Source organism: Pseudodesulfovibrio sp. (genome assembly GCF_028692895.1).
In the GTDB taxonomy this organism is placed as follows: domain Bacteria; phylum Desulfobacterota; class Desulfovibrionia; order Desulfovibrionales; family Desulfovibrionaceae; genus Pseudodesulfovibrio.
Genome location: NZ_JAQUWN010000003.1, coordinates 53,232 through 66,451 on the forward strand (window position 1 = coordinate 53,232; position 13,220 = coordinate 66,451).

A 13,220-nucleotide genomic window follows, 5' to 3' on the forward strand; every position below is an offset into this window, starting at 1 on the left:
CTCGGCGCCGTGGGTCGCGCGGCCTTGCCGGTCCCGGTTGCCTTTGTCGTTGCATCTGCCCGGCGTCCCTGCCCGCCAATTATGGCGCAAGCATTGGCCAGGTTCGAACTCGATGAATCCTGCATGGCGAATGTTGCGATGGTGGAAGTGATTTCCTGTCTCGAAATCGACTGCGCGGTGGGTTGCCAACATGGTTGCCGAAGGAAGAGGCGTTCCGGCCGGGGAGGGATGTCCGGGCCCGGCGCGGCGGCCCGGTTTTTGTGCGGGGGCACGGGTGATTTGCGCAAATAATCATGTGCGTGATTCCTGCAATGGGGCAATAATGACGTCATTCGCGCGGAGGCGCGAAACGGCTGAGTGGGGATGGCGGGTGCTCGTTGCCTCCTTTCGGGTTTTTCCGAAAGGGGCGCTTTGGGAGGAATGATGTCCCGAAAGATATTGCTCGTCGACGATGACAGGAATCTCCTGGACGCCCTTGCACTGACGCTCCGGCATTTCGATGTGGACACGGAGCCCGATTCATGCCGCGCCCTTGAGCGCCTCAAGAGCGGCGACTACGCCGTGGTGGTGACCGACATGCGTATGCCGGTCATGGACGGCGTGGCCCTTCTGCGTTCCGCGATGTTCGAGTCTCCCGACACAGTCCGCCTCATGCTCACCGGCCATGGCGACCTGGAAATCGCCATGAAGGCGATCAACGCCAGCGGCGTGTATCGATTCATGGTCAAGCCCGTGGAGGCGCGGGAGCTTTGCCGTACGGTGTCGGAAGCCTTGGAGGAATATGACCGAAGGCTCCGGGAGGCGGCTCTCCGGGAATACGCGATGCGTGACGAGTTGACCGGTCTGGCCACCCGGTCGCTCCTGATCGAGCACGGTCGGGCGGCCCTGGCCCGCGCCAGGCGCTCCGGCACGACGTTCGCACTGCTCTTCATCGACCTGGACGGGTTCAAGCTCGTCAACGACACCTACGGGCACGAGGCGGGCGACAAGGTGCTGACCGAGACGGCCCGGCGCATCATGGCGCGCGTCCGGGAAAAGGACTGCGTGGCCCGTTTCGGGGGCGACGAGTTCGTCGTCATGCTGGCGGACCTGGAACGATGGCAGGACGCCCTGACCGTGGGCGAGGTGCTGGTCGGGCTTGTCGAAGGCCCCATCGAGTGGGACGGGGCGTTGCTTGAGGTGCGGGCCAGTCTCGGCGTCGGGCTGTACCCCGCCCACGGCGAGACGTTCGAAACCGTGATGCGGGTTGCCGACGAGGCCATGTATCGCGCCAAGCGCAATGGCGGCGGCCGTGTCGAACTTGCCGGAAACGGGCGGATTCCGGGCGGGAGCGGCGTGATGTCGGGGGCGTGAGGACGCCCAGGTGGGAGCATGAGGATGTCACGCAGGGTGTCGAGGAGCGCGATGGCCATGGCGCAGGACCGTTTGACCCGGACGAAGGCCGGATGCGGCCGATGCCCGGAAGAGGGAAAGTTGCGCATGGCCCGCTTCCGCCGCGTTTGATCCTGGCGTCCGGGCCAGTGTCCGGCATCCTCTCCTCCGCCCTGTCGGCAGGTCCGCTTCCGGTCCGGCCGAGGTAGTGTCCGGAGCCGGCTGGACGCGCCGATGGTCCTGGAAAGGCGCGCCCCGAGATTCGCGCCGGTCAGCTCGGCAGGGACTTGACCAGGATGCCGTCCTGGGCCGAAGGCGCGCCGCCCCTCCCTGCATTTTCTTGCGCGCAAGTGGCGACTCCCTTTGCACTATCGCTTTTTCAGTGGTATTTCACTTGAGAGGAGTGAAGTCGTCCATGTTTCAAAAGCCCCCAATGCGCATCGCCGTCAAGACGCTCGCCCTTTCTTTCCCCGTGATGATCGGTTTCGCCGTGGTGCTTCTTGTCGTGGGGCGGATTCTCTTGGGCCAGGGCCGGGCCCTGCTCGGCCAGTCCGAGAAACGTCAGATGGACGTCGAGGCCAGCCTGATCCGGGGCAAGATGGAGGCCGCCTCGGCAGACCTGCGCTACATGGCGAAGAGCGCGGCCATGGCCGAATGGCTGGACGACCCTTCGCCCGAGCAAGTCCATGAGTTGGCGTACGACTTTCTTCATCTTGCGGGGGAAAAGCCGATCTATCTCCAGATTCGTCTGATCGGGGTGGACGGCATGGAGCTGATCCGCGTCGATGTCGGGCCTGACGGACGCGCGCTCCTGTGCGACGGGGACCGGCTCCAGTCCAAGCGCAACCGGCCGTATTTCCGGGAAGCCATGAAGCTGTCGGGCGAGGAGGTCTACCTCTCGCCGTTCGACCTGAACGAGGAAAACGGCCGGGTGGAAGTGCCGTTCGTGCCGACCGTGCGCATATCCATGCCGCTGTTCGATGCGCAGGGGCGCCGGGGCGTCCTTGTCTTCAACCTGCGGGGAGACGCCCTCCTTGAAGGCCTGAAGACCATGGGCGGCGAACGCGGGGGGTGGAGCTTCCTGCTCGTCAATGAGGCGGGGTACTGGCTGGTCGGCCCCACGCCGGATCACGAATGGGGCTTCCAGATTCCGGCCAGGGCGGTCATGACGCTGCCCCACAGCTACCCACGGGCCTGGGAGACGGTGCGCTCGCGGGACTCCGGCCGGATTTGGACCGAGAACGGCCTGTTCCTGTTCACCAGCATTTTCCCCCGGCAGCTCGTTCAAAAGTCCGCCCACCGGAACGGGGAGGCGGGCCTCTCGACGGAACTGCCGAGGGAAACGCGCTGGGTCCTCGTCGCCCGCCTGTCCGAAAGCGAGGTGGGGCGATACGCATCCTCCCAACACTTTCCGTTGTATATCGCATTTGCCGTCGGCAGCCTCATCATCCTCGCCTACGCCTTTGTCCTCGCCCATGCGCACAACCGGCTGCTGCTGGCGCAGCGGAAGGAGCGCAATCAGTCCATGGCCCTGGGCGAGAGCGTCATGAACCTTCAGGAGCTCATCGAGATCAACGACCGGAACATCGCGGAGCTTCGCGAAGCCAACACCCGCCTGGAAAGCGTGCTGAACGCCGCCAGCCACGTCTCGGTCGTCGCCACGGACCTGGCGGGCGTCATCACGCTCTTCAACCGGGGGGCTGAGAACATGCTGGGCTACGTCGCCGAGGAAATGGTGGGGAAGCACACGCCCGAGGTATTCCATCTCCGGGAGGAAATTCTCCGTCGCGAGGAGGAGCTGACCGCCGAGTCCGGCCATCCCGTAACCGGTTTCGACGTGCTTGTGGAAATCGTGCGCAGGGAAGGCGCCGACTCCCGGGAATGGACCTACGTCCGCAAGGGCGGCTCCCGGATCGACGTGGAGCTGGGCTCGACCGCCATCCGGAACGACGTGGACGGCATAACGGGCTTTCTGGTGATCGCCGTGGACGTGACCGAGCGCAATCGCGCACTGCGGGAGCTCGAAGGCAACCAGGCCCGGCTGCGCAGTGTCGTGGAGACCGCGGCCGACGGCATTTTCACCGTGGGCACCGACGGGGTGATCCTGTCGGTCAACCGCGCGGGCGCGGACATCTTCGGCTATGCGCCGGAGGAGCTGGCGGGTCGGAAGGTGAACATGCTCATGGTCGAGCCGGACCGCACGCTGCACGACGGCTACATCGGGCGATTCCTGGAGACCGGCGTGGGGAGAGTGGTCGGCGTTTCCGGCCGCGAAGTGCCGGGCAGGCATCGCGACGGCCACGAGTTCCCCCTGGAGTTGGCCATCAGCGAGGTGCGCACCGGGTCGGAGCGTTTCTTCACCGGCATCCTGCGCGACATCACCGAACGGACGCGGGCCCAGGAGGCCCTGCGCCAGGCCAACGTGGCGCTGGCCAGGAAGCAGCGGGCCCTGGACGACGACCTGAGCGCCGCCGCCGTCATCCAGCGGAGCCTCCTGCCCCAGCAGCGGCCCGCAGGGTGCGGATTCGTCATGGACTGGCGATTCCTGCCGAGCACCCATGTGGGCGGCGACGTCTTCAACGTCCTGTCCCTGCCGGGCGGGCGGCTCGGGATCTACCTCATCGACGTGAGCGGGCATGGCCCGGCGGCCGCCATGGTCACCGTCTCCATTTCCCAGGTGCTGCAGGCTGGCTCGGATTTCATCGAGGAGAACAACGCCCCCCTGCCGCCCGACGAGGTTCTGCGCCGGGTGGACAGGGCCTTTCCCTTCGAACGGTTCGAACGGTTCTGCACCATGTTCTACCTGACGTACGATCCCGCCGCCCGGGTCCTCCGGTCGGCGGACGCGGGGCATCCGCCGCCGCTGCTGGTCCGGGACGGGAGGCCCGTGACGCGCCTGGACGCGGGCGGCACCGTCGTCGGCATGGGGGAGCCCGTGCCTTTTGTCTCGGCTGAGACGGCCGTGGAGCCGGGCGACGTCCTGCTCCTGTATACCGACGGCTGCACCGAGTACGAGAATGCCGCCGGGGAGCCGTACGGCATCTGTCGGTTGGAGGCGGCGCTGGCCGGGCGGATCGGCCTTGCGCCAGACAGGATTCTGGAAGAGTTGCTGGAGGAGCTGGACCGGTTCGGCGACCATGCGAAGCCGGATGACGACATCTCCCTGGTGTGCCTGAAATTTACAAATGACGGGGGGAAAACCCATGGATGAACGGATGGTTGGTGGTGTGATGGTGCTGCGTCCGCAGGCGGAACGGGTGGACGCCTCGAACGCGGGGCTGCTCAAGAGCCGCTTCGTGGACCTGGTCAATGACGGGCGGCGCGATTTCGTCATCGATTTCTCGGCCGTCGATTTCATGGATTCCACGGGACTGGCCGCACTCATGAGCTGCCTCAAGAGCCTGGGGGGCGAGGGACGGATCGTCCTGGCCTCTCTGTCGGACAAGGTCGGGAAGCTCTTCCGGCTGACCCGCCTCGACCAGGGCGTGTTCCGCATTTACGATTCCCCGGACGAAGCCCTGGCCGCCCTGGCGAAAGAAGGAAGCTGACATGCCCCGCGTCACCTTTTCCATTCCGAGCCGGGCCGAGGCCGTGCGTTGGGCGTGCCTCGCCGTCCGGGGCATTATGGAGGGGATCGATCTGGACGATGAAGGCAGGTATTACGTGGAGCTGGCCATGAGCGAGGCGGCCACCAACATCGTCCGACATGCCTACGGCAACAGTCCGGATCAGGTGATCGGCCTTGTCGTGAGCGTGGAGGAGGACCGCCTGGTGGTGGAGATGTCCGACACGGGCGTCCCCCTGGACCCGGTCCGCGTGGAGGAGGCCTCCCTCCCTCCCTGGGACGCTTTGCGGGAGGACCAGGGCGGCCGCGGCCTGTTCCTCATCCGCCAGCTCATGGACGAGGTGAAGGTCGAACGGCGGGACGGGCGCAACGTGCTGACCCTGACCAAGCGCCACCGCGGGAGGAAGTGACCGCTCAGAACGTTCCGATGTAGAGCATGACCACGGTGTTGTAGTTGGAGAACAGCTTGCCCTCCAGTTCCTTGATGGCGTGCAGGAAGAGGGAGGCTGTGTCGTCGCCCAGCGCCGCGCGGAACAGGTCGAGGTAGAGCTCCGGCTCCATCGCCTGGCGCAACTCTTCCAAGTCTATCCGTTCGAAGCTGGACCGGGACGTGTCGCAGCACGTCCGGTGCACCGTCTCAAGGTAGTCGGCATGGGTCCGGATTCGGCCCCGCACGTCGTCGATGATGGTCTCTCGGAAGCTCTGGTATTCCTCGTGCGTGTATTCGCTCAGGCGGGAGAAATAGGACGCCAGATGGCGCAGGTAGATGAGAATCCCGCGTTTGAGCAGCACCGAATCCTTGATGACCCGCGTCAGCAGCCCTTCCAGCCCGTTCCGGCCGAGGTCGAAGGAGATGTCGCGGCTGTCGGCCTCGAAGAAGACGCCGTAGACGTTGGGGCTGTTGCGGGTCAGCCGGATGCCGACGACCTGCTCCTCATTGTCCTCGTCCCAGGACTCGCGCACCACCTCGCCGATGGCCAGGATGCCTCCGTCCATGGAGAAGGGCACATGCAGGTTGACCTCGTCGCCCAGGTTGAGCCGCTCCCGGCTGGCCAGCCAGCGGGGCAGGGTGACGCCCACCCCGCCCTGGCTCATGTCCCGCAACAGGTACTGGAACGGCTGGAAGTCCGCGACGCGCGCGCCCAGGAAGGGGAGCACCACGGATTCGATGCCGATGCGCTTGAACTGTCTGGATTCGGCGGAGGGGGTCATGGCTCGCCTCCCGCCCGGGCGGGCAGCGCAAGCTCGTCCCGTCCCGCTGCGAACGCCGGTTTGAGCGACGCCAGCCGGGACGTGTCGATCCCGTACCCCAGCCGCCAGTCGCGCTCCTTGTCCGCCTGGAACCAGCACAGTCCGGCCAGGTTCCAGCGGCGGGCGGTGTCCGCCGCGTCCCGTATCCAGGCGGCCTTGTCCCCGCCCGAGGTGACAGAGGCTGTCTCGAAGACCACCAGCGGCTTCCCCGCCGACAGGGCCTGGAGCTCCCGCCGGATCGTCCCGAAGATGTCGGCGAAGGCGGTGAAGCGGCTGTCCCAGCCGTCCTTGGCCCGTGTGAAGGTGGTTCCCCAGTTGTAGCCGTCCATGCCCAGCACATCCACGGCGTCGTCGCCTGGATAGTAGGCGGCGGCGGTGTTCCAGGCCGCGCCGTCCCGAACCGGGTGGGGCAGTGACTCGGCGTTGGGGCAGAACGCGAACAGGACGTTGTCCGCCCCGGCCTGGCGGAACCGGTCGCGCACATGGCGGAACATGGCCCGGTACCGCGCCGGGCTTTCCGGCCCGAAGGCGTCGGCGTCTCCGCCCCAGTGGTAGCGGGCCAGGTTCATCTCGTGGGCGAAGCGGAGGATGATCCGTCCCCCGTTTTCGCGCGCGGCCAGGGCAAAGGCGTCGATGTACCCGTCCCACCGGCAGGAGAGGATGTCGTCCGCGTTCACGGCGTGCTCCTCTCCCCCCTCCATGGTCATGGGTTCCCAGGTGACCACCGGGACCGCGCCGGCGGCCTGGATCGCCTCCACGGTCCGGGCGGGAAAGGGGGCGGACCGGTCCTCGGACCACTGGAGAAAGAAGACCACCAGGGAAACCGGCCAGCCTATGTCCTGTCCGGCCTGGGCCAGGGCCGCGCCGGTGATCGGGCATCCCTCCACCACCAGGCCGAATCCCGGCGGCGACGCCGGGGCGGCGCAGGCGGCCAGGAGGAGGGCCGAGCCGAACAGCGGGGTCGCCAGCAGGCGGAAAAGGCGCGAACGGGAGGCGGTCATCCTACTTCTCCTCCGGGAAGTTGAACCAGAAGATGGTGGAGAGGATCAGGAAATGATAGAAGCACCACGCCGCGTTGGTGAGCAGGGCCAGGGGCGTCTCGCTTTCGTACCAGAGCCGGAGGCCGCCCCACCAGACCGCGCCGAAGCAGCAGACGGCCAGGAGGATCTGCGGCCACAGGCCGCGCATTGGCAGCGAGTTCGCCCCGGCCTTGGGCGTAATGCCGAAACTGCCCCGGAAGCCGAGGATGCCGAGCAGCGACGCCTTCATGTAGACCGGGAAGCAGATGGCCTGGAGGATGATCCCCTGGGCCAGCTCGGCAAAGGAATACCGCCGCTGGCCCATGGAGAACAGGAACAGGGACAGGGTCAGGATGATGTAGGGCACGAAGAAGAGGAAATAGATTTCCGGCCTGGCGAAGTAGCTGGGAATATTGAAGAAGAGGAAGAGCATGGGGCAGGCCATCATGATGAAGAGGACCCAGCCCACGAAATAGTGGGTGCCGGACAGGAAGTACTCCCACCACTTGGCCGCGCTCATGCCGCCGGGGTTTCGGAAAAACGCGCCGACGATGGTCCGGAACAGCCCCACCGTGCCCAGCGCCCACCGGAATTGCTGCTTGAAGTATCCGCCCAGGTCCTCGGGGCCCATGCCGAAGGCGCAGACCTTGTTGAGATAGGCCGAGGACCAGCCTTTTTCGTGGAACTTGAGGGAGGTGGCGAAATCCTCGGTGACGCTCGACTCCTCGAAACCGCCCACGTCCCACAGCGCCTTTCGGTTGAAGATGACGTTGGTGCCGCAGCAGAACATGGCGTCCTGCATGCTCTTGCCCTCGCAGATGTACTCGTAGAAGACGGCCTGTTGCAGCCCGGCCGCCCTGGCCACGCGGTTGTGCTCGAAGTTGCTGTAGTATTGCGGCGTCTGGATGAAGGCCAGCCGGGGGTTGTCCTCCATGAAGGCCACCAGGGGCTCCACGAAGTTGGGCAGGGGGTTCATGTCGGCGTCGAAGATGATGATGTACTTTTCGTCCAGCCGGGAGTGGACGTCCTCGAAATCGTTCATGGCGAACTCCGCCGGCGGCTGGCCATGCAGGTAGTGGAGAAAGTCGTTTATCATGCCCGCCTTGGCCCCGCGCCAGGGCCGCCGGAACAGGTTGACGCCGATGCGTTCGCACAGGTCGTCCACCCGGGCGCGGTATTCGGACAGGTCCTGCCCCGGCCGGTCATAGCGCGTGTCGTCCAGGAAATAGATGTGCTTGTTGGGGTAGGTCAGGTTGTAGAAGCAGGTCAGGGTGTCCTCGATCACGTCCAGCGGCTCGTGAAAGGACGAGACGATGATGGCCACGGGCGGGTAGTCCTTCAGCTCCGGCACGTCGTCCATGGAGATGCGCCGCGCCTGGTCCGGCTTGCGGGTCACGTGCAGCAGGTTCAGGAAATACCCGAACGCGTGGACCATGGTGAAGGCCTCGGCGAGGAGCAGGACCGCGGCCAGTCCCTTTTCCATCCACGAATAGTCGGCGGTGATGAAGAGCGTCGTCCTCACCATGAGGTACAGGAAGATGCAGAGCATGGTGGCGCCCAGGAGCAGGGAGAACAGGAGGGAGGTCATGGCCCCCCGTTTCTTTTTGACGGGCCGTTGCTCAGAAGCCATAGCTCACCCCGCCCCAGAAGCCGTTGGCGTCCCACTGCTGCGACCTGTGCCACAGGCCGCTGGCCTCCACGCCCCAGTGGTCGGTGATGTCGAGCACCCATTTGGCCTCGACACGGACGGCGTTGTTGCTGTCGGAGTCCGTGCCGCCGGAGACCTTGACGTCCACGAAGTGCCGCTTGGCCCCGCAGAAGAATTCCTTGGCCATGTCCTCGTTCCATTCCAGGGTGACCGTCCCCGCCGTGTAGCCCTGTGGGGTCCAGTAGGGATGGATGATGTCGGTCAGCTCGCCGCCGGTGTAGACGTCCTGGCTGGTTTTGGCGGTGTGGCGGTATTCGCCGCGCAGGATGACCTTGAGGATGCGGGGATGGTCGGTCAGGGCGTAGCCCGCCGCGAGGTGGGCCATCTCGCCTGTGTTGTCGTCGCTGTATTCGATGTGCCGGGCGCTGGCCTCCAGGTCCAGGCGGCGGGTCACCGGCGCGGCGGCGTCCAGGATGAAGTGGTCCGATTGGGTGCCCGCGAGCAGGGCGAAGCGGTTCGCCACCTCGTCCACGCGTTCGAACCCCATCCCCAGCCGCGCATGGTTGCGCAGGTTCAGCTCCACGCGGGCCCGGAACTGGTCGGTGTCCCTCGGCGCCGAGGAGGTGAACCGCTTGGCGGTCCAGGAGGCGCTCCCGGCGAGCCATTCGTTGAAGACCCCGGACAGGCCGAGGGTGCCGCCAAGGGCGTCGTAGTGGCTGCTCGGGCCCTGGGGCGACTCCAGCCAATGGTGGGCGGCCGCCTCGATGCGCAGGCCGTGGCCGACGGGGGCCGAAACCTGCATGTCGTTGCGCAGGCGGACGATGTTGGCGACGTCGCCGTGGCCTTTTTCCTGCCAGACGTTGACCCCGGCCCGCACCCGGGGGGCGCTGCGCCGCTCCCGGCGTTCCAGGGCGCGCCCGGCCAGCGTGTGCAGCGGGTCGATTTCGAGCAGCCGGGCGTAGGTCGCGGATTCCTCCCGGCACAGGCCCAGGGCGCACTGGGCCTGCCCCAGGTCGAACCACGCCTCCTCGTTGCCGGGCTGGAGCCCGGTCAGGGCGGCGAGGTCGTCCATGGCCGGGGCGAAGCGCCGGTTGTAGGCCGCGAGCTTCGCCCGCTGCTCCAGGGCCGTGGCGTGCTGGATGCGGTAGGCGGGCAGGAGGTCGATGAAAATTCCAGGGTGGCTGTCGGCCACGGCAGAGTCCGCGAGGCGGAGGTAGGCCTGGAACACCCCGCCCGAGAGGGCGCTCCGGCGCGCCTGTCCGGCCGCCCCGGCCAGGGCGGCGTCGTCCGGCTCGCGTTGGCTCGCGGCCTCCAGGCGTTCGGCCAGGAGCTCGTCCACCGGCGGCTCCAGCAACCGGCCGAAGGTGGCCGTCCCCGCCTCGGCCCGCTTGTCCCAGAACTCGGTCCGCGCCATCTCCCGCAGCGGCACGGGGTCGGCGGGGTCGTCCTCGTGCAGGGCCTCGTAGGCGGCGACTGCCTGGTCGTATCGGCGGCTCCAGGCCAGGACCCTGGCGCGGGTGAGCGCAATCTTCGAGCTGTCGGGAAAGTCCGTCGCCAGCGCTTGCAGCATGGCCAGCGACTCGTCGTAGCGGTGGTCGTAGGCCAGGTTTTCGGCCAGGGCCATGCGCGCGGGGAAGTACCCGGCGTCACGGGCCAGGGCGGCTTCGAGGCAGGCGACGGCGGCGTCGTAACGCCCGTCGCGGGAGAATAGTTCGGCCCAGGCGGTCAGCGCGGCGGGGTCCGTCTCCGTCGCGGCCAGATCCCCGGCGAGTTTCGCGGGGGTCGCGCCCGGCCGCGTGGTCGCCGCGTAATAGCGGGCCGCCGGGTCGTCCGGGGCGAGTCTTGCCGCTTCGGCAAAGGCGTCCTTCGCCGCCCCGGCGTCGCTCGCGCGCAGGAGCATACGCCCCCGCTCGACCAGCGTGGCGGGCTTGTCCGGGCCCAGCCGGGCCCAGGCGGCGGCCGCCTCGTCATAGCGCCCCAGCAGCTCCAGGCCGCGGGCGCGCAGCGCCTCCGCCTCGGCGTCCCCGGCCTTGTCGGCAAGGGGTTGCAGCACGGCCAGGGTCGCGGCCCCGTCCTTTTCCCGGACCTTGACGTCCGCCAGGAGCAGCCGCGCGGCCCGGTCCGCCGGGTCTTCCAGGAGCCGCTTGCGCAGCACGCCCTCGGCCTGCTCGTAGCGCTGGCCGTTGGCCAGGGTGTCGGCCAGGGCGAGTTCCCGGGCGCGGTTCGGGCCCTCCTTGGCGAGGAGGTCCCGGCGCAGGGCGGCGGCGCGGTGGAATGCCCCCCACTGGTTCATGAGCTGGGCCGCGCGCATCCCGGCCTCCGTCGAGGCATCCAGCGCCAGGGCCTTGAGCGCGAACCCCCGGGCGTCCCGGAGATGCCCCAGGGCCGCTTCCTGGTCCGCCAGCTCGAAGAGCAGGGCGGCGTTGTCCGGATCGGCCGCCGCCAGCCGGTCGAGGATGGCCCTGGCCCCTGCGCCGTCGCCGGTGCGCGTCAGGGCGCGGGCATAGAGCAGGGCCGCCTCGGTGTCGCCCGGATCGGCCGCGTGCAGTTCGGCCAGATACGGCAGGGCCTTTCCCGTCTGGTCCGACCAGCTCAGGGACTGGGCCAGCCGCAGCCGCAGGTCCTTGCGGTCCGAACCCGCCGCGAGAGCGCGTTCGTAGGCCTCGGCGGCCTCGGCCATCCGGCCCGAGGCGAAGAGAGCGTCGCCCAGGCCCGCCGCCACGCGCGGATCGTTCGCATCCAGGGTTCGCAGGATGGCGTCCGCGTCGGCCCGGCGTCCGAGGCGGAGGAGGACCTGGGCCAGTTCGAGGGCTGCCTCCTTGTCCGTCGGCCGGGATTGCAGGATGCGGCGGTATTCGGTTTCCGAAAGCGCGAGCGTGTCCTCCGAATATGAATAGAGCCGGGCCAGCAGGAGCCGGGCCTCGGCCTCGGACATGGTCTCCCGGCCGGAGACGAGGCTGCGGGCATGGGCGCCGACGGGCGCGCCGAACCACAGCGCCGCCAGGAGCGCCGCCGCCAGGAGGGGGAGCAGCCGGGTCGGGCTAGTCCAGCGTGCGCTTGAGCTCGCGAATGGCATCCTCGTTCCGTCCCGCCCAGGACAGGACCTGGGCATATTTGCGCCGCACCTGCACGTCGTCGGGGTGGCGTTTGAGTATCCGTTCGTATTGGTCGACGGACTCCTTCAGCTTGCCGTCCCAGGAGAGCACCTGTGCCAGCTTGAGCCGGGCGTCGTCCGCCTCGGGCCGTTGGGCCAGGACGGTTTCGAGCTGTGCGGCCGCCTTGGGGTATTCCTTGCGACCGATGTGATAGTCGGCCAGCAGCATACGATCATCCGCCGTCAGGCGGTCGCCGGGGAGCCCTGCGAAGATTCCGGCGGCTTCGCCGCCCCGTCCGGTCCAGGCCAGCACCCGCGCCAGTCCCAGTCTGGCGGCGGCGTTGCCGGGCTGCGCGGCCAGCACCTTCCTGTATTGCCCCTCGGCCTCGCCGAAGCGGCCGGTCCCGGCGAGGAGGTCGGCCAGTTCCAGCCTGGCCTGAGCCTCGGAAATGTCCTGCGCCGGGACGGGCGCGGGAGGCGTCGCGTCCTGCCCGGCCGGGGCGGGCGGGCCCGCGCACAGAATCCACGCCAGGACCAGGACGCTCGCGACACGGTATTTCATGGTTGTTCTCCCAGCAGTCGCTTGTATTCGGCCTCGGCCTCGGCCGTGTGGCCGCTCCAGTTCAGGATGCGGGCCAGGAGCAGCCGGGCCGGGCGGTTTTCCGGATCGGACCGGACCAACTCGCGGGCCAGCGGCAGGGCCGCGTCCAGGCTGCCTTGCCAGGACAGGGTCTCCACCTTGCGCAGGGCGGCCTCCGAGTCCCGGGGGGCCTTCCGGAGCAGGGCGTCGTATTCGGCCACGGCCTCCGCGTATCGCGCCCGGCGGCGCAGCAGGTCCGCCAGGTGGAGCCGCTCCTCCCGGTTGCGCCGGTCGGGACCGGTGCGCAGCAGCAGGGCGAGGGCCTCGTCCGGCAGGCCGCCGGAATCGAGCAGACCCGCCATCCGCCCGGCCAGTCCGGCGGGGATGGTCGGCATGTCGCCGAGCGCCCGGCGGAGCAGTTCGGCCGCCTGGTCCTTTCGCCCGTCTTCCAGGAGCCGCCCGGCCGCGCGCAGCACGGCGTCGGGGCGGCGCGCCCCCTCGAATACCGCGCGGATGACCAGCGCGTCGGCCTCGGCGGTCCGCCCCTCGCGCGTCAGCGCCTCGGCGCGGTGCAGCAATACCAGCGGTTTATGGAGGATCGGATACAGAATCAGCGCGGTCGCCGCCGAAAGGGCGAGAAGGGCCATATAGCCGAGGCGCTGCCGTGTTTGTGCGTGCATCATGATATTGCC

At 68.0% G+C, this 13,220-nt stretch carries 10 protein-coding genes; 4 read left to right on the plus strand and 6 right to left on the minus strand.

Features of this window, described 5'->3' with window-relative positions:
• Window positions 1-423: 423 nt before the first annotated feature.
• The 4 genes from PHP91_RS01395 (at window position 424) to PHP91_RS01410 (ending at window position 5,346) form a co-directional block, all read left to right on the plus strand.
• Window positions 424-1,353 carry a diguanylate cyclase gene (locus tag PHP91_RS01395; protein WP_300135806.1) on the plus strand — a complete coding sequence of 310 codons (930 nt, stop codon included), beginning with the start codon at window positions 424-426 and terminating at the stop codon, window positions 1,351-1,353.
• A gap of 433 nt (window positions 1,354-1,786) precedes the next feature.
• Complete coding sequence (locus PHP91_RS01400) at window positions 1,787-4,582, plus strand: PAS domain S-box protein (RefSeq protein ID WP_300135808.1); 2,796 nt, start codon at window positions 1,787-1,789, stop codon at window positions 4,580-4,582.
• Window positions 4,575-4,919 (plus strand): STAS domain-containing protein, encoded by a 345-nt coding sequence (locus PHP91_RS01405; protein ID WP_300135810.1) that lies wholly within the window; start codon window positions 4,575-4,577, stop codon window positions 4,917-4,919. The genes PHP91_RS01400 and PHP91_RS01405 overlap by 8 nt, the downstream gene beginning before the upstream one ends.
• Window position 4,920: 1 nt before the next feature.
• Window positions 4,921-5,346: an ATP-binding protein gene (locus PHP91_RS01410; RefSeq protein WP_300135812.1), complete on the plus strand. Its 426-nt coding sequence runs from the start codon at window positions 4,921-4,923 to the stop codon at window positions 5,344-5,346.
• 4 nt (window positions 5,347-5,350) lie between these two features.
• Here PHP91_RS01410 and PHP91_RS01415 read toward each other — a convergent pair whose 3' ends face one another.
• The 6 genes from PHP91_RS01415 to PHP91_RS01440 are packed head-to-tail and all read right to left on the minus strand — an operon-like array spanning window position 5,351 to window position 13,211.
• Window positions 5,351-6,148 carry a PilZ domain-containing protein gene (locus PHP91_RS01415; RefSeq protein ID WP_300135814.1) on the minus strand — a complete coding sequence of 266 codons (798 nt, stop codon included), beginning with the start codon at window positions 6,146-6,148 and terminating at the stop codon, window positions 5,351-5,353.
• Window positions 6,145-7,188: a glycosyl hydrolase gene (locus PHP91_RS01420; RefSeq protein WP_300135816.1), complete on the minus strand. Its 1,044-nt coding sequence runs from the start codon at window positions 7,186-7,188 to the stop codon at window positions 6,145-6,147. The genes PHP91_RS01415 and PHP91_RS01420 overlap by 4 nt, the downstream gene beginning before the upstream one ends.
• 1 nt (window position 7,189) lies before the next feature.
• Window positions 7,190-8,794: a glycosyltransferase family 2 protein gene (locus tag PHP91_RS01425; protein WP_300135818.1), complete on the minus strand. Its 1,605-nt coding sequence runs from the start codon at window positions 8,792-8,794 to the stop codon at window positions 7,190-7,192.
• Window positions 8,795-8,825: 31 nt separating this feature from the next.
• Window positions 8,826-11,930 carry a tetratricopeptide repeat protein gene (locus PHP91_RS01430; protein ID WP_300135820.1) on the minus strand — a complete coding sequence of 1,035 codons (3,105 nt, stop codon included), beginning with the start codon at window positions 11,928-11,930 and terminating at the stop codon, window positions 8,826-8,828.
• The gene (locus PHP91_RS01435; protein ID WP_300135822.1) at window positions 11,896-12,510 is read right to left on the minus strand and encodes a tetratricopeptide repeat protein; all 615 of its coding nucleotides are present in this window, start codon (window positions 12,508-12,510) and stop codon (window positions 11,896-11,898) included. The genes PHP91_RS01430 and PHP91_RS01435 overlap by 35 nt, the downstream gene beginning before the upstream one ends.
• Complete coding sequence (locus PHP91_RS01440; RefSeq protein ID WP_300135824.1) at window positions 12,507-13,211, minus strand: tetratricopeptide repeat protein; 705 nt, start codon at window positions 13,209-13,211, stop codon at window positions 12,507-12,509. The genes PHP91_RS01435 and PHP91_RS01440 overlap by 4 nt, the downstream gene beginning before the upstream one ends.
• Between the last annotated feature and the right edge of the window lie 9 nt (window positions 13,212-13,220).

What these genes read in the sequence shown, in the direction of transcription:
- PHP91_RS01410 (WP_300135812.1), top strand. Translation starts at nt 4,921, where the DNA reads ATGCCCCGCGTCACCTTTTCCATTCCGAGCCGGGCCGAGGCCGTGCGT.
- PHP91_RS01405 (WP_300135810.1), top strand. Translation starts at nt 4,575, where the DNA reads ATGGATGAACGGATGGTTGGTGGTGTGATGGTGCTGCGTCCGCAGGCG.
- PHP91_RS01440 (WP_300135824.1), bottom strand. Translation starts at nt 13,211, where the DNA reads ATGATGCACGCACAAACACGGCAGCGCCTCGGCTATATGGCCCTTCTC.
- PHP91_RS01425 (WP_300135818.1), bottom strand. Translation starts at nt 8,794, where the DNA reads ATGACCTCCCTCCTGTTCTCCCTGCTCCTGGGCGCCACCATGCTCTGC.
- PHP91_RS01420 (WP_300135816.1), bottom strand. Translation starts at nt 7,188, where the DNA reads ATGACCGCCTCCCGTTCGCGCCTTTTCCGCCTGCTGGCGACCCCGCTG.
- PHP91_RS01415 (WP_300135814.1), bottom strand. Translation starts at nt 6,148, where the DNA reads ATGACCCCCTCCGCCGAATCCAGACAGTTCAAGCGCATCGGCATCGAA.
- PHP91_RS01430 (WP_300135820.1), bottom strand. Translation starts at nt 11,930, where the DNA reads ATGCCATTCGCGAGCTCAAGCGCACGCTGGACTAGCCCGACCCGGCTG.
- PHP91_RS01395 (WP_300135806.1), top strand. Translation starts at nt 424, where the DNA reads ATGTCCCGAAAGATATTGCTCGTCGACGATGACAGGAATCTCCTGGAC.
- PHP91_RS01400 (WP_300135808.1), top strand. Translation starts at nt 1,787, where the DNA reads ATGTTTCAAAAGCCCCCAATGCGCATCGCCGTCAAGACGCTCGCCCTT.
- PHP91_RS01435 (WP_300135822.1), bottom strand. Translation starts at nt 12,510, where the DNA reads ATGAAATACCGTGTCGCGAGCGTCCTGGTCCTGGCGTGGATTCTGTGC.